Origin of the sequence: Leptospira perolatii, assembly GCF_002811875.1 — a bacterium.
In the GTDB taxonomy this organism is placed as follows: Bacteria; Spirochaetota; Leptospiria; order Leptospirales; family Leptospiraceae; genus Leptospira_B; species Leptospira_B perolatii.
Window position 1 is genome coordinate 23,216 of record NZ_NPDZ01000014.1, and the last position, 22,271, is coordinate 45,486.

Below are 22,271 nucleotides of genomic sequence, written 5' to 3' on the forward strand. Positions count from 1 at the left end.
AGTGGGAGGCAACTGGAGACGAGGGGAATCGAACCCCCGACCTTTTGAATGCCATTCAAATGCTCTCCCAACTGAGCTACGTCCCCGTTCGAGAATCCTAGGGTTCCACGGAAAGGCGTGCTGTCAATCCGGAATTGTTAGGAGCGATTGGATGAGCGAAACCGTTGAGGAACTAAAGAAAAAAGTAAAGATCCAAAATGATATCATCAAGGGCTACGAAAAAGTCCTAAGACTGAATGAGCAAGAACTCGAGAACGCCGACGAAATTATTAGAATGTACGAAACCATCATTCAGTATTCAGGACAAGAATTGAAGAATGTAAAAGAAGCTTTTGACGCAACTTCTATCGTGACAAATTTGTCTAGAGAAGAATTGATTGCAGCAATGAATCGAATTAAAGAATTAGAACTCGCAAATAGAAAACTTCGTGAAGAAGCTTTGAAGTTTCAGTCGAGCTAATCCGCGACCTTGACCCAGCTAAAGAAACAAGAGACCCTACTCAGAAGCGGAGCCGATGGAACCCTTTATTTAGAAGAAGGGCAGGGCGTCGCCGCGATCTTTGAGAGTTTTCTACGAGAATCTTTAGCTCTCACTCACGCCGAAGAAGGCGCAGTATACTCCAGAACCGAATCCGGAGAAATTCGACTGGTTTCCGGATCAGAAAGCCACAAATTGAGAGAAGCAGGAAACTGGGCATTTTCCTTAGAAGGCCAAGACCTTCTACTAGAAAACGGAATGCCACTGTCGTGGTCGGAATCTCCTACGAACACACCTTTGATCGTGTGCAGACTGAAAGTAGAAGATAGCAATTTTGCAAAAAACACATGTTATGCGGTTCTAGTATTAAGAGGAAAAGAAACTTCCGATAAATTTGCCAAAACGGATTTCGAACTACTCAGAACTACTTGCAGAACTATCGGGAGATTGTTAAAAGAATCATATCTTTCCGGGGAAGCTTCCTTGGTTACTCTTTCTCTTCTAGCAACGACTCAGCTCGTTTTAGAAGCCGCCCAAGCAAAAAGACAATCAGAAAGATTCGACTTTTTGTTAACCGAAGTGATCCGAGTCTCCGGACTGATCAATTCTTCTCTAGATCTTTCCCAATTACTCGAAGCGATCATGCTCTCTTCCAAATCCGTGTTTCGAGCAGAAGCCTGCAGCGTACTACTGTTAGACGAGTCCAAAGAGAATCTATACTTCCACACAGTACTAGGAGAAAAGAGCGAAGCAGTTACCAAGATGAAAGTCCCAATCGGCAAGGGAATTGCCGGAATGGTCGCCAGGGAAAGAATGCCCATGATCATCAACGACGCCCAGAACGATCCTAGGGTTTACAAAGAGGTCGACAAGGCCTCCAAATTCACTACGCGGAATATCATGGCGGCTCCGCTTTTGGCGAACGACGAAGTCATAGGAGTCATCGAGGCAATCAATACAGTGGACAGGGAATCCTTTACCGGGGCAGACCTGGAACTTTTCTTAAGTTTTTCTGCGACCTCGGCTTTGGCGATCCAAAAGACTGGCTTATTACAAAATCTTGAAATGGCAAACCGAGATCTGCGGAAAAAAGTCTCGGAACTAGAATCACTATTCGATCTCACCCAGGCAGTTACTCAGTCCAGGAATCGACTTTCTCTAGTACGTAAAACAATTCGGATCGTACATCGGGAGTTAGGCGCCACAGTCGCCGGAATATTCCTTTTTAGTCTCACCAAGGACAATCATATCAATTGCGCGTACTTTACTGGAGAAGAGGAGAGTATAGATCGCGTACTTTATAAAGAATTGGAGGGAACTCAAATCCTTGCGTGCATCCAAGAGGGTCTTCCTGTATTAAAAAGGGATATCTTGGACCAACCTTTTCCACATCCGATAGATAGAAAGTTTCTGAAAGGCTCTTATATTATTGTGCCGCTCTTTTTATCCAGTGGAGAACCGTATGGTGCTGTGACAGTAGCGGACCGAAACGACAAACTATCCTTTAGGGAGTCGGATTTCCGGTTACTGCAAACGATGGCTTCTCAGATCACAAAAGGATTTGAGGCGTTTCGACTCAGAACTGAGATGATTATGAGTAAGACCATCCAGCAAGAGATCGAAATTACTAGAAAGATACAGCAGAATATTCTGCCTTCCGAGAAGGTATTTCTTTCAAATTTTGACCTGGGAATCTTGTCCGTACCTGCAAGAGATGTCTCCGGGGATTTTTATGATTACTACCAATACAGCGACGGTCAGTATTCCTTTTTAGTCGCCGATGTTTCCGGAAAGAGCCTTCCGGCTGCTTTATTTATGGCGATGAGCTCTTCTATCATCCGTACTTTAGCCAGAAACCATGATCTATCTCCGGAAGAAATTCTCAGACAAGGAAACGAATTAATCTTTGAAGATTCCCATTTCGGGATGTTCGTCACTGCATTCTTTGTTCACTACAACCCGTCACTCTTTACGGTAGAATATGCGTCCGCGGGACACAACGACCAAGTTTGGATCAAAGAAGATGGCTCGTACGAATTGATCAAGGGAAGCGGACCCCCGCTAGGAGTCATCCCTACCGCAAAATACAAAGGTGGAAAACTCAGGGTGCGCCCCGGAGACATCGTAGTTTTGTACACGGATGGAGCCGTAGAAGAAAAGGATTCTCACGGAGTGGAGTTCGGTCTAGAAAGGATGATCGAAGAAATCATAAAGAGAAGGCACTATTCTTCCCAAAGAATCGTATCCGAACTTCTCGAAATCCTAAGAGACTATTCCAGTGGAAAAGAGCCTTTCGATGACTTTACCGTACTTCTACTCAAGTTCAACGACGACTTTCAGTTTTATAGAACCTTTGACGCACATACTTCTCAGATTCCTATTTTTAGAGAATTTATCTATGATACGATCAAGGTCAGAAATTTAGGAGAATCCTTAAGAGACGATATACTGCTTGCTTGTGATGAAGCCGCGACGAATATCGTAATGCACGGTTACAGAAATACAATTCTGCGGAATCCAAAGTTCGATTGTAAAATCCGCTTTACGGATGACTCGATTACCATTGTATTAACCGATTCGGGGACAGGTTTTGACAGGTCCTCGGTCCAAAATCCTTCTATCGAAGAAAATCTTACCGGAAAACGAAAAGGCGGCTTTGGAGTCTACCTGATCGAAAAACTGATGGATTCCGTAGAGTATCTGGTAGAAGAGGATAAAAATATTCTGACACTTAGAAAATATTTTCGCTAAATGGCGGTTGGTTACACATGGAACTTACGGTAGAAATTAAGGGCAACTCCAGGATCATTCATTTGATCGGAAACATGGATGTACATAACACCCATCGTATCGAGTCGGCCTTTATGGACCATATACGCAAATCTACCGAACCGAACGTTATCCTAGATATGTCCAATGTTGAATTTGTATCTTCTGCTGGACTCAGGGTCATCGTAGGATCTCTCAGAATTTCGAAAGAAAAGGATATTCAGTTAAAATTGGCAGCGTTAAAGCCTGCGGTTCGTAAAGTTTTCGAAATCATAGATATGGATTCCTTGTTTAAAATCTATGATACCTTAGAGGCAGCGCTAAAGTAAAAGTAGGATTCCCCGAATTTTCCCGCCTTTAAGTACATAAATCATTCCTGTAAATTAAGCTTTCCCAGGCAATTAGGCCGTAAAAACTGGGCAACGGCAACTCAAGCTTAAGGACCAGGTATGTCTGAGCAATCATACTCAATCGAAAATCCATTTCAAAGTCAAGAAGCGCCCGATTCCACGACTCCCAAAGGAATCTACGAGGAAGCGGTAGCAATGGGAACCGACCTTCTTGGAAAACCATTCCAAGGCGGAGGAACAGATAGAATCCTAGTACAACATTCTAAAAGCAGAATGACTGTCTGGGAACGGATCAAAGTACTCACAGAGTCGGAACCAAATATCCTATACCAAAACTGGGGAAAGAATTTAGACGGTGCTTCTTTAGTCACCGGAATTCTCAACATAGGCGGCAGAGACATAGCAGTCTACGGACACGACTTTACACTTCGCGCCGGATCCATGGATGCAACGAACGGGAATAAGCTAGCCCGTTTAATTTATATGGCGGGGGAACACGGGATTCCGTTGATCGGAATGAACGACTCCGCTGGAGCCTATGTTCCAGCTGGAGTAGGCGGTCTGGACGGTTACTCGGAGGCATTTACTGCACTCCGAAAAATCAGCGGTGTGGTTCCGAGCATTATGTTGATGTTCGGTTTTAATGCCGGTGGAGGATCTTATCTACCTCGCCAAGGATCATTCATGATCCAATGTGATAATACGTTTTTTGGTCTGACCGGACCAGGAGTCGTAAAATCAGTTTTGGGAGAGGATATCTCCGCGGATGATTTAGGTGGACCAAAAGTACACGGAAATAGCGGGGTAGTGGACCTGACCACTCACGACGAATTGGGATCTCTCAGAACTGCACTTCGTTTATTATCCTATATTCCGAATAATAACCACAGTCTTGCACCTTTTCATCCTACATCGGATCCTACGGACAGATTCATTTATGAAGAGGAAATTCTGTTTAAGAAGACCTTCAATTCTCCTACCGGAATGAACACCCCGTTCGATATCACTCTATATCTGCAAAACATTTGCGACCACGGACAGTATTTCGAGCTACAACCGCAAAGATCCAGAAATATCGTCACCGCATTCGGAAGATTAGGTGGTCATGTGATCGGGTTCGTTGCGAATAATTCCGCGGTTTCTTCTGGTCAGATCGATATCGGCGCCGCAAGAAAAGCGACCAGATTCATTCGATTCTGTAACCTCTACAATATCCCGATGGTCTTCCTTGAGGACACTACCGGGTTCCTTCCTGGAAAAGAACAAGAACACGGAGGAATCGTTTTAGAAGGTCGCAAAATGCTCGATTCGATCATCGACCTTAGAACGCCAAGGATTACATTAATCATTCGTAATGCGTTTGGCGGAGCTTACGCTTCGTTTAACTCTTACCATACCGGAGCAAACATGGTGTTTGCACTTCCTACCGCAAGAATCGCGGTGATGGGTTCCGCGGGTAAGGACTACGTCTATAAAGACGAGATCGGAGCGATTCAAAAAGAATATCTAGAAAAACTGAAGAAAGGGGTTCCTGAAAGAGAAGCTGCAATCGACAGAGATAAAAAGCTACAGACTCTTTCTCAAAAGTACGAAAAGGATCTGATGAACCCGAAAGAGGCCCTCTCTTTGGGTTCAGTTTCCAGAATCGTATTACCTGGAACCACTCGCAAGATTCTATTCCAAAACTTGGATTATCTAATCAAGCATTACAAACCGGATTCCATGTCCGGTCCTCAAAGGGAGTTTGAATAATAAACATGATCGATTATCAGAATAGACGCATTAAGTTTCACGAATCTACTTCGCCGTGGATCAGATCTTTTTCTCTGGAATCAGTCAAATGTTTGATCGTTTGTCGCGGGCCAGTTAGAAAAGAAGCGATGGAGATCTTTGATCTCCTCGGAATTAAGGAATACGGTATTTTACTCTCCGAAAAAGACTCGGTAGTGTATCCGATGTCCTTGGCTCCTGAACTTAGAGGATTTAGATTCCCTTCGAATATTCATAGAGTTCCTGATTATATGGGTTCCGGTGCGGAAGAAAAAGCGGCGAGAATCAAGCAGATCATCTCGATCGCAAAAGATAATCATTACACTCATATTTTTGCCGGTTACGGATTTATGGCCGAAGACGCCGAGTTTATCGAAGCGATCGAAAAGAGCGGGGTCACATTCATGGGACCTGCATCTTACGTAGCTCACCAAGCAGGCTCTAAGGACGAGGCCAAAAAGCTCGCTCGCCAGTTAAATGTATCCGTAACTCCCGGAGTGGAAAACATCTCCGCTCTTTGTTTGCTGAAGAAACATCCGGACCAAAAGGCGTTAGAATCTCTTTCCAAGGAGAAAGGATTAAACTTTACCTACGATTCTTCCAAAAGCCTTTCGGATAACGCGGAAAAGTTGTTATACGCAGGTTACGATAAAATTGTAGAACTAGTTACAATTCCAGAATTGCAGGCGGAAGCAGAAGTCCAATGCACTCAGATCTGGCAAAAATTTCCTAGCAATCGAATCAGATTCAAATACGTCGGCGGTGGCGGTGGAAAAGGGCAACGTGTAGTTTCCAAGCCAGCAGACATCAAGGCCGCAGTCCAAGAAATTCTTTCTGAATCCAAGGTTACTGTTCCTGGTTCTAACAGAAACTTTTTGATCGAGTTGAATATCGAAAAAACCCGCCACAACGAAATACAACTTATCGGAAATGGCGAATGGTCTCTGGCTTTAGGCGGTAGGGATTGCTCCGTGCAAATGCACGAGCAGAAATTGTTAGAAATCTCTCTCACCCAAGAGCTACTCAAAGAAGAGATTGAAAACGCCAGCAAAACCAATCCTAAGAAGGCAGAAATTCTAAAAGCGGATCTGAAAGTTCTCCAAGAGATGGAAGAACAATCAGAGAGATTCGGAGAAGCAGTAAAGCTGAACAGCGTCTCCACCTTCGAATTGATTGTAGAGGGAACGAATCACTTCTTCATGGAGATGAATACTCGGATCCAGGTAGAACACAGAGTTACAGAGATGGCTTATACTCTGAAATTCGTGAATCCGGAAAACAAGAGCGAATTCTTTATTCTAGATAGCTTGATCGAAGCGATGGCCCTGATTTCGGTTCACGGAAAAAGAGTGCCGAAGCCGGAAAGACAGGTTCGCCATGTTTCCGGTGCAGAAGTGCGTATCAATGCTACCAACAAAGCAATTCAACCTCACGCGGGAGGAATTATCCTAAATTGGTCCAAACCTCTTCCGGAAGAAATTAGAGACGACCAAGGAATTTCCATTCGAAATCCTGATACTGGTTTGTTCGTGCACTACCGAGTCGCCGGAGCATACGATTCCAATATTGCGCTATTGATCACGTATGGCGAGTCCCGTGAAGATAATCTTCGTAGGCTAGGAAATATTCTAAGAAGAACTGAACTAAGAGGACAAGACCTTCAGACCAACCTAATTGTACATTACGGATTGATTAACTGGATTCTAGGAAAGGATCCAATGTTCAAACCTTCAACTGCTTTCATGATTTCGTATCTCGCGGCTGTTGGAGCACTCGAAGGAATTTCCAAAGATGTAGATCTAGAAGTAGCTTGGGGAAAAACGATGGCGAAAACCCCTGCGGCAGGTCACAAGGTTTTATCTAGAAAACTTACTTTGATTACTAGGCCTCTCGCAGACCTGCTTTCAGACGCGCATCTGCTCGCAGGGTTCTTGGGTTACCATTTGAATCATTCATGGAAGGTCGAAAAGGGAAATGTGATTTGGCTCAAGAACCCGATCCACATTTTGAACGACCTTTACTATTACCTGAATATGGAAGGAGAACCCCACCAATCTCCTTCGGAAAAAATTTGGGACCATGACGATCAGATCCTGAAATCAGCGCTAGCATTCTACGCAGAGTTAGAAAAAAGAACTGGTATTACAGCTGAATCTAGCGAGTGGGATGCTTTCTTTAATCAAGCAAAGGCTCCAGCTGGTTTTGATGAAAAATTATGGACTGCTTCGAAAAGCGCCCACCTTGGATTCCAGATCGGATTGGATATGCTGAAACTCGTTCCGAATCTAGGAAACCAATCCGGGTTTTATGAACTAACAATGGACGAGAACTTGGAGCCTGTGATTCCGGAAGTGTATCGCAAACCGGAAACCAGAGATCCTTTGATCAAGAATCTGGCTCCTTCTCCAAAAGCAAGCTCGGATGAAATTGTTGCTCCAATGGGTGGAATGTACTACTCGAAAGAGTCCCCAGATTTACCTCCGATGGTAAAAGAAGGAGATCATTTCAAAGTAGGGCAGCCTTTATTTATCGTCGAAGTAATGAAGATGTTTAATAAGGTTACCGCTCCATTCTCCGGTACGATTAAACAATCTCTGCTTCCGGATAGTGACGGAAAGATCATCCAGAAAGGACAACCTATCTTTAAGATCGTTCCGGACGAAGTGATTAAAGTGGAATCTCCACAAGAAATTCAGGAAAGAAAAAATAAGATCACTAGCTCCGTACTGTAAACAGAAAGTTTGAAATGAAGTCTCGAGCCGCGGTGTGGGCTCGAGGCGAATCTGTGGCCCGGGGCGAATACGGTGACTCGAAGCTAATACGGTGCCAACTCGTTCTTAGAAAGTTTGATCACGTCCCGAAAATACCCGATCAGTCCGAATAGGTTAAAATACTCCAAAAGCGCAGGGGAGTGGTTGGAAAGGACAAGGCTCCAGCCTTTTCTGTAGGATTGTTTTTTCAGAACGATCAATGATTGTATAAAAGAAGAATCTACCTTTCGAACGCTAGCTAGATCTATTTCAATCCGCGAAGGAGAACTAGCCAGAACTGAGGAGAGTACGCTCTTCCATTCCGATTTCAGGCATTCCGACGCATCTCCCTCGAGAATAATTTTATAAGCTACTGTATTCGAAATTCCATTAGAACTTGTGAAACTAAAAATTTGAATCTCCATAGTCGCTTCGCCTCTTCTTCATTCTATCTAAACTTTATTTTTCACGGGTATTCAGATAACATGACAACTCTGAGTCCATTTGTGTCCATTTGACTCAATTCTGGAACTATTTGACAAAGATTCTACATTATCCCTGGGTTCGTCAACGGAAAGAGGAAAAAGCACTGGAAAATCTGGAAAATTCGAAATGAAGCACCGAGAGGGACATAAAACGAATCGTATATTCAAAGTTATTAATGGAAATCGAATGGAGAGGCGTTTTGCTCAATCGGCAAAAGCTAAAATATGTCTTCTAACTAAGGAGCTTTGCAGGAAGTTTAAAATTCATAGAGTCCTCCCTTGAACCTGGAAATAACTCTACACTGGCATTTGGGTAAAACTGCATTAGCTTTCCGATAATCTCGTCCACAAGGATCTGGGGAGTAGATGCGCCTGCAGTAATTCCTAATATGCTAATTTTATGATCTTCTATATATTCTTTGCTCAGATCGTCCGCCGAGGTTACTTTAAAAGAATTCAGCCTATTTTTGCGTGCCAGTTGTAATAAACGAAGAGAATTAGAGCTGTTATCCGCTCCGATCACTAGCATCGCATCGATTGCATCCATCATTTGAGCTACCGCTTCTTGGCGTTCGGTAGTCGCATAACAAATATCGTCTTTTGCGGGGTGTTCTACCGTAGGGAACATTTCCGCTATCTTTTCCACGATCAACTTTGTATCGGCCACTGAAAGTGTGGTCTGCATAAGGTAGGTGATCGGTTCGTCGGATTTGATGACTCCTGCCAGTTTTTCTACGTCTTCTGGGGATTCCACGAGGAACATTTTAGCTTCTCCCATGGTTCCAATCGCTTCGTCATGTCCCTGGTGACCGATGTAGATGATTTGGTAGGAGTCCTTGTACTTTCTAGCCTTACGGTGGACACGAGTCACCAGAGGGCAGGTAGCGTCTCCGATCTTCATGTTTCTCTGTTTTGCGTTTTCCACGACTGAGGGAGAAACACCGTGAGCTGAAAAGATCACAGTGGCACCATCGGGGGCTTCATCCAGTTCGTTGATGAACTTGATCCCTCTTTTCTTCATATCTTCTACCACGCGACGATTGTGAACAATTTCCTTACGGACATAGATTTGCCCGGGAGTTTGGGCTTGTACCTGTTCTACGTAAGAAATTGCGTATTTTACGCCGGCACAGAAGCCTCGGGGATTTGCCAGGTAGATTTTCTGAAGCATGCTCTATTGGTATGGAACTGCGGGTTTCGATTTTTTAGCATTCCTTTTTTGGCCGAAAATCCGTTTCGATTTACCGGTATAAAAAGCGACATATCCGCTCACCGAGGGAAGCTTTCTTTTATCCATCTCTCTCTGAAAAAGTATCTCTTCCTATTTTCCGAACTTCCCGATTTTGAATGTGAAGAGGTCAAGGAAGACCTCTAAGAAAATCACGCCCCCAATTTTTGGGGGATTCGGATTCAAGGAGGAACCGAATGATTATTAACCACAATATCAGTGCCATTTTCGCTCATAGGACTTTAAAGTTCAATAGCGAAAGCATGAACAGAGATATCGAGAAGCTATCGTCAGGGATGCGAATCAATCGCGCCGGTGATGACGCTTCCGGTCTAGCAGTATCCGAGAAAATGAGAACTCAGGTCGGAGGATTGCGGAGAGCGGAGATGAACACTGAGGACGGTATGTCGTTGATCCAAACAACGGAAGGGTATCTGCAAGAAACCCATGAAGTTGTACAAAGGATCCGCGTTCTCGCTGTACAAGCCGCAAACGGTATCTACACCGAGGAAGACCGCCAGCAGATTCAAGTTGAGGTTTCTCAGCTGGTCGACGAGATCGATCGAATCGCTTCTCAGGCTGAATTCAACAAGATGAAACTACTTACTGGTGCTTTCGCTCGTTTGAATCCAACTGCAAGTATGTGGTTCCACATGGGTGCAAACATGCACCAGAGAGAAAGAGTGTACATCGAGACAATGAATACCGCATCCTTGGGATTGCGGAATCCAACCGTTTTGACATTCATCTCCCTCTCTACGGCGGGAAAGGCAAACTCTGTAATCGGGCTTGCCGATGACGCGCTTAGAATCATCTCTAAACAGAGAGCGGATCTAGGTGCTTACTACAACCGATTGGAACACGCCGCTAAGGGTCTCATGAACGCTTATGAGAACATCCAAGCAGCTGAGTCCAGAATTAGAGATACCGATATGGCTGAGCAAATGACCAGCTTTACCAGGTATCAAATCCTGACTCAAGCGGCTACCGCGATGCTCGCTCAGGCGAACATGAAGCCGCAAACAGTACTCCAGCTATTGAAGTAATTTCTTAGCATCCTTACCGATTCCTAAATTTTGGAATCGGTAAGGGGAGTATTGCAACGCGAATGTAGGTTCTTTCGACGGGAACTGAAGGATTTATATTTATTATAAATCGCCGTACGACTCTGAAGCCTAAGGTTCTCCAGAACTTTTAGGCTTTTTTTTCTTCCGAAATTTATCCAGATTGTAATCTTCAGTGAGCAATTTCGCTTTTTCTAAATCACTCCGTTTTACATTGGTCAATTAATCCTTGAATCGTCAGGAGCATCTTCGAGAGCCTAACGATGCAATATATTTTTTAATTCATGGTCCGGAGATTGAAGTGCTACAGAATTCTAAAAAAGCATATCTACTTATTATAATATACTCTGCTTTTCTGTTGCTTGGTCTGGGAGCATTTCCATTGATCGACTGGGATGAAAATATCTACGGAACCGCATCTAAAGAAATGTTCTTTTCGGGAAATTATTTCCGTACTACTGTCAACGGTCAGTTGTTTATAGAAAAACCTCCTCTCTACTTTTGGCTGGCGAATTTGGCCTACGAAATTTTCGGAATCAATGAATTCGCTACTAGGATTCCCTCCGTTCTAAGCGCTGTCATTTCGTTTGCAGCATTGGTCCTTTTTGGAAAAAAGCATTTTGGCCTCAAATTCGGTTTGATCTGGGCGCTAATCTATTCCTCTTCATTGCTGCCTTTGGTTCTCGCGAGGACCGCTTATATCGATCACTTATTCAATACTTTCATACTATTAGGTTTTTTATCTCTCTTTGAATATGATTTCGAATTCCCGGAAGGAGGGAAGGAGGCCAGAAGATGGTTAGTTGCCGCTGGATTCTTCACTGCACTGGCAGTACTCGCCAAAGGGCCTCTTGGCCTAGTGATGCCTGTTATTTCGGTGTTCGGAATGAGGTTACTTGGAAAAAGATTTCGGATTCCGATTGTGGATCTTCTACTGTTCGCCATTTCCTTTCTAAGCTTTGTCTCTATTTACTATCTCACAAATTATTTGCTGTACGGGAAGGAGTTCCTTCTTGGATTCATCGATTTCCAGAATAAACTACTGACCAAATCTTTGGAATCACATACGGGTCCTTGGTTTTATCACTTGATTGTAGTCATTTTTGGATTTTTTCCCTGGACTCCGTTCTTAGTTTATTATTTTAGCAAACAAGTTAGATCAAAAATCTTCGAGATTGGAACAGAGGAGGGGACAAAAAATCCAGCACAGAGGTTAGCCTTCGGCATGGCCACATGGGCTGCCTTTGTATTCTTGGTTTTTTCGTTTGTGCAAACCAAACTTCCACATTATTCTGCCTCGGTTTACTTTCCTCTTTCGTTTTTCACGGCAATTCTTGTGTATCGTTTCGGAGAAGAGTTCCTACAAGAAAGAAAACTTCGATTTGCACTTTCATTGGGGGCAATTGTTATCGGGGGCCTCTTTGCTTCGATTCCGTTTTTCGCAGGATATTTGCACCAATCGATTCCTGATTTTACAGGGAACTTTCCGCACTTTAACTTCTATGATTCGATTCCGGGTATTTTGTTAGGAGTCGGGATTTCACTTGTCTGCATTCTATTTGTAAAAACCAAGAAAAGCGATCTAGTCACAAGGTTTATCTTACCAACCTGGGCAGTCCTTCAGATTTTCCTCGTATCTCTGTCAGTGACGGCAGTGCCCAAAATCATAGACTTGCTTCAGAGCAAAACATTACGATTATTTGATACTGCCATTTCTCAAAATGGGAAGGTTATATTTTACAAATATTTGTCCTTTTATCCGATGTTCTACCGGAAAGAAAAAATTCATATTATAGGAAGCTATAAGTTCCAAGACGAATCAGAACTTTTGAAAAAAAGAGAACTCGAAAATACATTTATCCTCTGTAACCGAAACAGTTTGTTAGAGCTACAATTAATCTATCCAAATCGAAAATTCGAAACGATCTCACAAGAAGGGGATCTGATTCTATTAAGGGTGGACTGAAGTTTAATTTGCGTCCAGTTTTCTCTATTTAGACAATATTTTTAGTCTATTAGCATTTCCTGAAGAACCTGCTCTATAGTAGCTGAATTAGAACTTCTCTTTTAGAAGCTGCAACTCAAAGTTAAACCTTTGTATCTTTGCTACAGTGTGCAGAATTAATCCTATAGAAAAGCATAATATAGAAACAACCATAAGACCTACCGCCAGCACTGCTAAAGGCACGTGATACACGTATCTATACTGTATGTAATCTAAAATAGACGGGATTCCGGAAAGAATGGAAGCGACAAAGGCCAAACCAGAAAGAAATCCGAAAAAATGCATAGGCTTGTAATCTTTAAAAATCCAGAATATAGTATTTAGGACTCTGTACCCATCTCTAAGAGTTCTCAGTTTAGAAAAACTACCAGCAGGCCTGTCCTTGTAAGAAATCGGAATTTCTCGAATCAAAAATCTCTTATCAAGAGCATGCAAGGTCATCTCTATTTCTAGTTCAAATCCAGAAGATAGTACAGGATAATTTTTTACGAATTTGCGAGAAAAGACTCTATAACCGCTAAGCACATCTCTAAGTTTTACATCGAATAGAAAGTTGATCAGTTTCTTTACGAGATTATTCCCGGTAGAATGGAGCAGTCTTTTGTTTTCCTTCCCGTAGATTCCTTGGCTCAGGCGATCGCCCACAACCATATCCAAAGATTCCTTCTCCAACATCTCAATCAAATTGTGAACTTCACTAGCTGGGTAAGTAGTATCAGCGTCAGAAAGAATGTATAAATCCGCATCAAGCTCGGCAAATGCCCTGCGAACTGCATTTGCCTTTCCCTGCCTGTATTCAGTAATCACCCTGCCTTGGACAGAGTGCTTTTGAATAGATTCCAGACCGATCCGCTTTGTATGATCACTGGAATTATTGTCTATGATCAGGAATTCCGCTTTGGGTAACTCTTTACCAAAAGCGGCTATCGTGTCCTCTAATGTAGATTCTTCATTATAAGCTGGTAGGATAACAGCGATCTTCTTGTCTTTCATATAAACTCACGTGAGCAATTCACATTTTTGTAATAATTGTAAAGAGTGAAAAAAATATTTTATCTTCTAACGATCACCAAAAGCCGGGAGTCGAATTATCTGCAAGAATCTTTTATTTTTTGTAATTAGGACTTTAAATTTACTCGATCCCAAACTTCCTTCATAAACGCTGTAATCAAAATGAAGTTGTTTCGTGATTCGACAGAAATGAAACTTTGGTAGAACGAGATGAAAGTGTGGCTTAAGAGGCTTATATATTTTACCGGGGGGCTTTTTGCTCTACTTGTTTCATTTAATATCTGGACCTTAATCTTTCTCAGGTCAGATCTGGCTTCTAATCAATCTGATGGTTCTATACAAAAAAACCGAATATACAATCCGTACGAATCTTCTACAAAACTGAAATGGGTGAAAGCTGCCTTGCATATTCATACGGATGCCGCATGGTTCACTCCCGGAAGAAACACTCCAGAAGAAATCCAAAAGGTATATTCTAAATTTGGATACAAGCTCATCGGTTTTACTGACTACGAAACTGTTACAAAATCCAAGGAAAAGGTCATTGCCCAGCTTCCTGGTTACGAATGGGGCAGGAATTTTAGAAAAAGACACTTAATGATCCTGGGTACCGAGACCCCGGATCACGATTTCTTTCCTTTATATGCGAATCCCGAAAATGTACAGTGGGAAATCGATCGACAACAAAAACTGGGAAACTTTATCACAATCAATCATCCTCAATTGAACGAAAGTTTTCCCTTGGAAATTGTACAAAAACTTTCGGGGTATGACGCCATCGAAGTATTCTCTCCATTCGGAGATATACCCGCATTCTGGGATCGACTGCTGAGCGCCGGACTTCCTTCCTTTTGTATGGCCAGTGACGATTTACACTACTTACCAAAAGAAGAGTTTCGTAAAATTCAAAGGGCAGGATTGCCTAGCTTTCAGCAACTTACTTCTCTCCTGTATGGGCAAGAAGGAGAGTCGCTTACTAGGTTCATTCTTTTGAATACCGATTCACTGGAAACAGAGGATGTAGTTCGCGCTTTAAAGTCTGGAAATTATGCCTGTGTTCGAAAGATGGAAAGGTCGTTGGAAGATCCTGTTCTTGGAAGTTTTGGGATTAAGGATAAAAAGATCGTATACTTTTCGTTCGGTGATCTAGCAATGCAAGTGGACTTTATTGGAGCCAATGGAGTGATCTTGCAAAGGCTCTCTGGAGTAAGAGAAGGTAATTACGAATTCAGAAATGATGATACTTTCGTGAGAATCCAGGCCTACTTTCCGACTGCTGTTGTTTTGAGCAATCCCTTCTATCCGAAGTGAATCTAATCAGACAGCTATGAATCCTTTCTAACTTGATTTAAATCAAATTGACAATTTGTCCACTTCGTTTAATAATATGGCCTTCATTTCCTTAGGAGTCACTGAATGAAAAAGATATTCACCATAATACTGTACCTTTCACTGTTGCCCGCTTGCTTGCTTGCATTTAGCGAAACCGATGAGCTGCTTATGAAAGAAGCAACTACACCCGAATTAAAGAAGATTGCTAAAGAATTCTTCATCAAAAAAGCGAAAGACCACAGAGACCTAGCTGAGCGCTATAAGGCAATGGCTGCTCATGGAACCGGTGGAAAATCGAATGCTCAAGATGAAGAGAAAAAGAAATACAAAAAATTAGCTGATCATTGCGTTCAAGAAGCAGAAAAGTACGAAGCGCAGGCAGCTAAGTATTAATCTACTAACATTCACTTTTCATTTCTAAACAAAAAGACCCGCCTGATTGACGGGTCTTTTTGTTTCTGAAACTATTTTCAGAGTAAAGAGATTTAGTTTAACCAAACCTCTCACTCAAAAGCTTCACGACTTGTTCTGGCCTCATGTTCGCTTGAGCCAGCATAGCGACTCCACTTTTAGTAAGAATTTGGTTCTTTGTAAAGTCCACGATGTACTCTGCCATGTCCGCGTCCCTCACCCGGCTTTCTGCAGATACCATGTTTACATAGTTGGCTTGTAAACCTTCTGCGGTAATCTCCAAGCGATTATAGTACGCACCAAGATCAGATCTTTGTTTGTTTACCCTTTGGATCGCGTTGTCCAGAATTCCGATCATCGTGTTGGAAGACGCAGGAGTAGAAAGAGTTTGTTTCTTTCCATTTGTCTCCAGCTTCAAAGCCGATGCATTCATTGCATCCACAAAGATCTCTAACTTTTCGTTCTGGTTTGGTCCCACATGCAGTTGTACTGGATTCTTGGATTCCTTAGAATACGCTCCACTCAGAGGGCGAATCTTATTGAACTCCGCGGTTTTTCCTAGTCGGTCCACCTCGTCGATCAACTGGTCCACTTCTAGCTGCACTAGTTTTCTGTCGTCGTCCGAATAAATCCCGTTTGAAGTTTGGATCGAGAGTTCTCTCAAGCGTTGCAGGATATTGTTTACTTGTTCCAAATTTCCTTCGGTAACTTGGATAAAAGAAACTCCATCCATTACGTTTCTCTCAGCTTGAGCCAACCCACGAATCTGGGTCCTCATTCTTTCGGAGACCGCGAAACCTAATGCATCATCACCGGCGCGATTGATTCGCATCCCGGTGGAGAGCTTTTCCATAGTTTTGTCTAATTCTTTATTAACTGTCTTCAATACGTTGTTCGTACGAAGAGCGCTGATGTTGTGATTGATAATCATAGACACAACCTCCCTGTGTGTAGTGAGGTTCGGATCCGTCCGAACCTATATTTCCGAGCTTTCGAGGGGAGGGAGCCCCATCTGGCTACTCGGGTTCCACTGCGATTTCCACTCCCTGTCCGAATGGGGTGGACTTTTTTTTCAGTTTTTTCCTAAAGACTAAAGCGCATAGCGACGATAATCCAAATACAGGAAAAACCGCATTCATCCTACAACAAACAGTTGCGCTTGCAACTTTTTTTCCTGACTTCTCTTCTTTTCCTAGGGAAAAAACCGAGCGTTCCGGAGATTCTGTCCCGTAAAACGCGGACAATACGATGAAAATCTATACGAAAAAGGGCGATAGCGGTAGTACTTCCTTAGCATCTGGGCTTCGGGTTTCCAAGGCAGATCCAAGAGTGGAACTGTATGGAACTTCGGATGAACTCAACTCTCAGATCGGAGTCGCGATTTCTTTTTTGCCCAAAAATTCACAGCTGCAATCCCATCTGGAAAAAGTGCAGAATTTGCTTTTTGAACTCGGTAGCGAACTGGCCGGTTACCGGAAAAAAGACGGTTCCTCGTGTATCCTAGACGAGGATATTAAAGAATTGGAATCCTGCATTGATCGCTGGCAGGAATCTTTAACTCCTTTAAAACATTTTATACTTCCGGGTGGCACAAAATCTGCCTCCTTTTTGCACGTTGCGAGAACTACTACGAGGAGATTGGAAAGAGAAGTTGTGTTGCAAAAGGAAAGCGGCCTAGAAATTTTTCCGGAAAATCTTAGGTTTTTAAACCGGTTGTCGGACTTCCTATTTGTAGCCGCAAGGTATTCCAACTTCGAGGAGAAAGTAGAGGAACCACAGTGGAAATCGAGAGCCAAGGGAAATTAACTCATCCGAAAGGTCTCCGGATTCTATTTCTCGTCGAGATGTGGGAAAGATTTTCCTACTATGGGATGCGTGCTCTTCTTATTTTATTTCTGACCAAATCTTGGTCGCTCTCTGACTCCGAAGCTGGAAGAATTTACGGCATCTATACCGCGTTAGTCTATGTAACCCCCATTCTGGGTGGATTTTTAGCAGATCGATACCTGGGTTACAAATCTTCCATTTATATCGGTGGAATTTTGATCATGCTAGGTCATATCTCTCTTGCAATCGAGCGCTCCGGAATTTTTTTCTTGGGACTAGGCTTCTTGATTTTGGGAAATGGATTTTTTAAACCCTGCATTTCTACAGTCGTCGGAAAAATCTACGAATTAGAAGGAAAGATCGATCTAAAAGATGCAGGATTTACGATATTCTATATTGGAATCAATTTAGGTGCGTTTGTTGGCTCTGTTATTTGCGGTTTCTTGGGAGAAAAGATAGGCTGGCATTTCGGTTTTGGAGCAGCAGCAATCGGAATGCTTTTTGGTTTAGTGATGTTTACATTCCAAAATAATAATATTCCTCAAGATGCATTCCGAATTTCACTTCCCCAGAATCAGGAAAAAAATGCAGACTTGAATCTCCAGATCGATGGGGATAGAATTTTTGCGATTTTGGTGTTTTCAGCTTCTAGCGTGGCTTTTTGGGCCTGCTTTGAACAAATGGGCTCTTCGTTGAATCTATTCACAGACCGATATCTTGACCGGAACGTTTTCGGTTATGAAATTCCGGCTTCGATTTTTCAATCCTTGAATCCTCTGTTGATCATTGCTCTGGCTCCAATAGTCGCTTGGTTCTGGAAATTTCTGGAAACTCGAAATTTACACCCGGAAACTACTTTAAAGTTCTCTTTTGGAATGTGGATTTTAGCTCTGGGCTTCGCTCTACTTTCCATCGGTACTTTCCTTCCGACGGAAAAGTTGTCGATTTGGTGGATCTTCGGCGCAGTTCTTTTGCATACGATCGGTGAACTTTTTGTTTCTCCTGTGGGCCTGTCCCTAGTCACAAAGCTTTCCCCGATTCGTTTTGTATCTATGATGCTCGGTATCTGGTTCTTGGCGAATTTCTTTGGGCATTTGCTCGCCGGAGAATTGGCCGGTTTGATGGGAAAAAGAGAAGATCTGCCTGGATTCTTTTTGATTTTTGTAGGAATTCCTGGAGTGATAGGATTCGTCTTATTCTTAATTAGAAAACAATTACAAGCTTGGATGCACGGAGTACGATGAAATTCTTTTTTAAAACCTCGACCTTTTTTATTTGCCTCTTACTCTCCGCTCCGATTTTTTCGGATCCTTTTTCTGATTTGTTAAAGGAAGATTTCAACGCTGGGCAAACATTACTGATTCGTAATTCTGTTTTTCAAAAGTTGGGATCTCGTGCAGAAACTTCTGGTGTTAGAACAATCACAAAAAACCTAATTCCCTGGGCGATCATGGAAGGAATGGTTCCGGAAAAGGTAGCCGACCTGATCGTAAAAGTAGATTATGCGGAACAACTAGGTGTTTCCTTTGAAGACGCCGAAGATACGATTCCGATTTCAGTGAAGCGAGATTTGTCCAATGAGGACTTTGCCTATATCGGGCTTTTTTTCCGAGAAGCAAAGATTGCCGGAATCCAAGAGCCGATTCGAAATCGATTCTTAGAAGCGGCTCTGGAGAAAAAATGGGACGGTCTTTCTATTTTAGCTGGAGGAAGAGCCTTGGCCGCGGGAAAACTTTTGGATTTTCCGGAAAACAGATTTGCTTATAGAGTTTTGAATACCTTTCCTTCCAAGGGCAAAAAGGTTCCGTTTTCCAAAATTGAATCTGCTTGGAACGATTCCTTGCAGGGAAAATCGGAAGGTGGATCTGCTGCCTTACTTTCTAATTTAAGAAAAATTCATGCAGAGGATATGAACGGCGCGATCTCTAGAAAAGAAAGCGTATTCTCACATGCTCGCTCTGTAGAATCCTCTTTGGAAGATGTAGGAAGTATTACCATCGGAGAAAGGCCAAAGTTCGAACCGGTTCAAGATCCGCCTTTGGTTCCAGATATTCCGCCCCCGGACCAACCAGTTCCGACTGACAGCGATTATACGGGCGATTGGACCACTGTCTCTACTTCTAAACTGAGAACAGTAGTGAAAGAATGGGTTGGCTCTCCTTATAAATGGGCAGGGGAAAGTAAATCCGGAGTAGACTGTTCTGGTTTTACTTATAAGACTTTAATAGACCCAAGGATAGGAGTTCCTACAAAAATCATTTCTCATGGTTCTAGTCTACAGCTGAAAATCGGAACCTCTGTTCAACACTCTCAGCTAAACTCTGGAGACCTGATCTTTTTTTCTGCGTCTCCCAATCAGTCGAAAATCACCCACGTAGGGCTTATTCTTTCCACAACAGAATTTTCTCACGCTTCTTCAACGAGAGGTGTGGTAATTGATAAGATCCAATCCAAGTGGTGGGTGGATCGATACGTACTGTCTAGAAGACCTTTTAAAAAAATCGTGCCCTAAAAAAGGGATTCTGAAACCGCGAAAGCTTTTACTCTCTTAGATTCATGTCCTCCACGATCTCTAATAGAGTTTTTGCTTTCAGGATCGGATCCATTTGGCTGAGGATCTCCTGCTTTTTATTGAAATCGAAGTTTAATATGGAAGAGATAAAATCGAGTGGAAAAGGATGATTCCAAAGTTCGTTCATTCGAATGATCAGGTTGTCTTGCGCACCCTCTGAGAGTAGGATTCGTTTTGTGAGAGAAAGAATTCTGTCAAATGTCTCTATAAATTCCGGAGATTCGATATAGTCTAGGTTCGATTCTATCTTCTCGACAATTCCGATCCGAAAAGGATCCATTACTTCATAGTTCTCTAATCTAGCAATTCCCTTTCCTTCGAGTAAGATATTTGATCTTCCGTCCGGTAAGGGGTCCCTTCGGATGATTTTTCCCCACCCGAAGATGGTCTCAATTTCTGGATAGGGATTTGATTTTCTGAGCTTGTCCAACTTGATGGGAGCTACAGCCATTTCTTCCCCCGACTCGGAACAGTAATCCAACATCATTCTATATCTAGGTTCAAAGATGTGCAGAGGCAAAAATGTCCCCGGAAACAGGATCACCTCGGGTAGAGGAAAAATGGGGATTGTAGTAGTTGACACGGAGAAAATATCCTAACCTTTTGAAGTGAAAACGCAAACGAATTTGCATATACGGCGCGAAATTGTACACGATAGAACCTCATACTTACGCAAAAGCAATCTCAAGACTTCCGGAACTGAAAGTGATCGTAATCGGCGACCTGATTCTGGACGAATATTTAATCGGAGAAGTAAATCGAATTTCTCCGGAAGCACCGGTGCCCGTGGTTTGGGTCCGTAGTGAAAATTCCACTTTGGGCGGAGCCGGAAACGTAATCAAAAACCTTTCTAAATTCGGAGTCAAATCCGTAGTTTTAGGAAGATGCGGAGAAGACGAAACTTCCAAGTTGCTACTTCGCTTATTAGAACAAGAAAACACTTCTGCGAAAGATAATAAAATTGTAAAGTCAACTCACGTTCCCACAATTTTGAAAACGAGAGTGATTGCAGGACACCAACAGGTTTGTAGAATCGATAGAGAAGAAACTTTTCCATTAACAGCTTCCGAAGAAAATGAACTACTGCAGGCATTCGAAGAAAGGATTGCACAAGCAGACGCAGTAATATTGTCTGATTATGACAAAGGCACTCTAACTCCTAAGTTGATCCAAGGAGTAATCGATCTTTCGATCAAACAAGGAAAGATCGTAACGGTTGATCCGCAAGTGTCCCACTTTTTTCAGTACAATGGTGCGAGCATTATGACTCCAAATCATCACGAGGCAGGTAAGGCCTTAGGTAGAAAATTGGAGTCCGATGCAGATGTGGAATTTGCTGCAAAAGAAATCGCGGCACAACTGGACTCTCCGATGATGATGATCACACGCGGAGAAAAAGGACTCAGCCTATACTCAAAACAATTCGATAAAACGACTCATATTCCAACGGTAGCTCAGGCGGTTTTCGATGTAACTGGAGCCGGAGATACGGTAATTTCTACATTCACGGCTTTTTTGGCGGCAGGTTTCAATGAAATCCAGGCAGCGGTTATCTCGAATGTCGCAGCTGGCATCGTAGTAGGAAAGTTAGGCGCAGAAACTACTTCTATCGAAGAATTAACAGACGCCTTGAATCTTAAAGGAATCTTAATTTGATTCACGATTCACTGCGCGATTGCATTGAGAAGGTGATTCCATTTTCTGATTCTAGTGCATTTTCGGATTCCGTACGAAGCAGGAAAAGAATCGTATTTACCAACGGAGTCTTTGATCTTTTGCACAAGGGACATTTGACCTATCTGACCCAAGCGAGAGATTTGGGGGACTTCCTCTGGATTGGGGTCAATTCGGATTCTTCTGTAAAAAGGCTAAAAGGACCGAGTCGTCCGATGAACTCGGAAGAAGACAGAGCCTTGCTTCTTTCTTGTCTGCAATTCGTAGACGCAGTCACAGTCTTTGGAGAAGATACTCCTCTGGAATTGATCCGCAGAATACGACCTCATGTGCACGTGAAGGGCGGTGATTACGATGTGGAAGCACTTCCCGAAACTCCCTTAGTCAGAGAGCTGGGTGGAGAAGTAAAAATATTGCCCTTTGTGCCTGGATTCTCCAGTACCAAACTGATCCAGAAAATCCGCTCACACTCTGAAACCAAGTAAAACTGGAATTTCGGAGTTGGTTTTTCCGGAACCGAAGAAAACCCTGTTCCAGAAGGGAAG

General features: G+C 42.9%; 19 protein-coding genes and 1 tRNA gene. 14 read left to right on the top strand and 6 right to left on the bottom strand.

Annotated elements, in window-relative coordinates; all coding sequences use genetic code 11:
- Positions 1–13: 13 nt before the first annotated feature.
- Positions 14–86 (bottom strand) — tRNA-Ala (locus CH373_RS16290).
- Between the two features lie 65 nt (positions 87–151).
- Here CH373_RS16290 and CH373_RS16295 point away from each other — a divergent pair.
- The 5 genes from CH373_RS16295 to CH373_RS16315 all read left to right on the top strand — a co-directional run bounded on the left by CH373_RS16295 (position 152) and on the right by CH373_RS16315 (position 8,099).
- Entirely contained in the window at positions 152–460 is a 309-nt protein-coding gene (locus CH373_RS16295; RefSeq protein WP_100714069.1) for a hypothetical protein, read from the top strand.
- Positions 461–556: 96 nt separating this feature from the next.
- Entirely contained in the window at positions 557–3,229 is a 2,673-nt protein-coding gene (locus CH373_RS16300) for a SpoIIE family protein phosphatase (protein WP_423789820.1), read from the top strand.
- Positions 3,230–3,246: 17 nt separating this feature from the next.
- Positions 3,247–3,576: an STAS domain-containing protein gene (locus CH373_RS16305; protein ID WP_100714071.1), complete on the top strand. Its 330-nt coding sequence runs from the start codon at positions 3,247–3,249 to the stop codon at positions 3,574–3,576.
- A 120-nt stretch (positions 3,577–3,696) separates the two neighbouring features.
- Positions 3,697–5,349, top strand: coding sequence for an acyl-CoA carboxylase subunit beta (locus CH373_RS16310; protein ID WP_100714072.1), 1,653 nt, complete (start codon positions 3,697–3,699; stop codon positions 5,347–5,349).
- 5 nt (positions 5,350–5,354) lie between these two features.
- Complete coding sequence (locus CH373_RS16315) at positions 5,355–8,099, top strand: ATP-binding protein (protein WP_100714073.1); 2,745 nt, start codon at positions 5,355–5,357, stop codon at positions 8,097–8,099.
- Positions 8,100–8,182: 83 nt separating this feature from the next.
- Here the strand turns inward: CH373_RS16315 and CH373_RS16320 are convergent, their stop codons facing one another.
- Positions 8,183–8,542 carry an STAS domain-containing protein gene (locus CH373_RS16320; protein ID WP_100714074.1) on the bottom strand — a complete coding sequence of 120 codons (360 nt, stop codon included), beginning with the start codon at positions 8,540–8,542 and terminating at the stop codon, positions 8,183–8,185.
- Positions 8,543–8,834: 292 nt separating this feature from the next.
- A complete protein-coding gene (ispH, locus tag CH373_RS16325) occupies positions 8,835–9,773 on the bottom strand; it encodes a 4-hydroxy-3-methylbut-2-enyl diphosphate reductase (protein WP_100714075.1) in 939 nt (312 codons plus the stop codon).
- Between the two features lie 254 nt (positions 9,774–10,027).
- On the opposite strand from ispH, the gene CH373_RS16335 reads away from it, so the two are divergent.
- Together CH373_RS16335 and CH373_RS16340 are read left to right on the top strand one after the other, a co-directional pair.
- A complete protein-coding gene (locus CH373_RS16335) occupies positions 10,028–10,876 on the top strand; it encodes a flagellin N-terminal helical domain-containing protein (protein ID WP_100714077.1) in 849 nt (282 codons plus the stop codon).
- A 319-nt stretch (positions 10,877–11,195) separates the two neighbouring features.
- Positions 11,196–12,860, top strand: coding sequence for an ArnT family glycosyltransferase (locus CH373_RS16340; RefSeq protein WP_243393447.1), 1,665 nt, complete (start codon positions 11,196–11,198; stop codon positions 12,858–12,860).
- A gap of 87 nt (positions 12,861–12,947) precedes the next feature.
- Here the strand turns inward: CH373_RS16340 and CH373_RS16345 are convergent, their stop codons facing one another.
- On the bottom strand, positions 12,948–13,892 hold the full coding sequence (locus CH373_RS16345) for a glycosyltransferase family 2 protein (protein WP_100714078.1): 945 nt from the start codon (positions 13,890–13,892) through the stop codon (positions 12,948–12,950).
- 234 nt (positions 13,893–14,126) lie between these two features.
- On the opposite strand from CH373_RS16345, the gene CH373_RS16350 reads away from it, so the two are divergent.
- Together CH373_RS16350 and CH373_RS16355 are read left to right on the top strand one after the other, a co-directional pair.
- Positions 14,127–15,221 (top strand): CehA/McbA family metallohydrolase domain-containing protein, encoded by a 1,095-nt coding sequence (locus tag CH373_RS16350; RefSeq protein WP_243393448.1) that lies wholly within the window; start codon positions 14,127–14,129, stop codon positions 15,219–15,221.
- A 105-nt stretch (positions 15,222–15,326) separates the two neighbouring features.
- Positions 15,327–15,635, top strand: coding sequence for a hypothetical protein (locus CH373_RS16355; protein WP_100714080.1), 309 nt, complete (start codon positions 15,327–15,329; stop codon positions 15,633–15,635).
- A 97-nt stretch (positions 15,636–15,732) separates the two neighbouring features.
- Here CH373_RS16355 and CH373_RS16360 read toward each other — a convergent pair whose 3' ends face one another.
- The gene (locus CH373_RS16360; RefSeq protein ID WP_100714081.1) at positions 15,733–16,584 is read right to left on the bottom strand and encodes a flagellin N-terminal helical domain-containing protein; all 852 of its coding nucleotides are present in this window, start codon (positions 16,582–16,584) and stop codon (positions 15,733–15,735) included.
- A 317-nt stretch (positions 16,585–16,901) separates the two neighbouring features.
- Here CH373_RS16360 and CH373_RS16370 point away from each other — a divergent pair, with 317 nt between their 5' ends.
- From CH373_RS16370 to CH373_RS16380, 3 genes are read left to right on the top strand one after another with little or no spacing between them, the layout of a single operon-like run.
- On the top strand, positions 16,902–17,459 hold the full coding sequence (locus tag CH373_RS16370) for a cob(I)yrinic acid a,c-diamide adenosyltransferase (protein ID WP_100714083.1): 558 nt from the start codon (positions 16,902–16,904) through the stop codon (positions 17,457–17,459).
- Positions 17,432–18,724, top strand: a complete 1,293-nt coding sequence (locus CH373_RS16375; protein ID WP_100714084.1) for a peptide MFS transporter — start codon at positions 17,432–17,434, stop codon at positions 18,722–18,724. The genes CH373_RS16370 and CH373_RS16375 overlap by 28 nt, the downstream gene beginning before the upstream one ends.
- The gene (locus CH373_RS16380; protein ID WP_100714085.1) at positions 18,721–19,992 is read left to right on the top strand and encodes a C40 family peptidase; all 1,272 of its coding nucleotides are present in this window, start codon (positions 18,721–18,723) and stop codon (positions 19,990–19,992) included. Before CH373_RS16375 ends, CH373_RS16380 begins: the two co-directional genes overlap by 4 nt.
- A 28-nt stretch (positions 19,993–20,020) precedes the next feature.
- Here CH373_RS16380 and CH373_RS16385 read toward each other — a convergent pair whose 3' ends face one another.
- Positions 20,021–20,644, bottom strand: a complete 624-nt coding sequence (locus CH373_RS16385) for an LON peptidase substrate-binding domain-containing protein (protein ID WP_207761474.1) — start codon at positions 20,642–20,644, stop codon at positions 20,021–20,023.
- A 53-nt stretch (positions 20,645–20,697) separates the two neighbouring features.
- Between CH373_RS16385 and rfaE1 the strand changes: the two genes are divergently transcribed.
- Positions 20,698–21,708: a D-glycero-beta-D-manno-heptose-7-phosphate kinase gene (rfaE1, locus tag CH373_RS16390; RefSeq protein WP_100714087.1), complete on the top strand. Its 1,011-nt coding sequence runs from the start codon at positions 20,698–20,700 to the stop codon at positions 21,706–21,708.
- A gap of 23 nt (positions 21,709–21,731) precedes the next feature.
- On the top strand, positions 21,732–22,211 hold the full coding sequence (rfaE2, locus tag CH373_RS16395; protein WP_100714122.1) for a D-glycero-beta-D-manno-heptose 1-phosphate adenylyltransferase: 480 nt from the start codon (positions 21,732–21,734) through the stop codon (positions 22,209–22,211).
- The last annotated feature ends 60 nt before the right edge of the window (positions 22,212–22,271 follow it).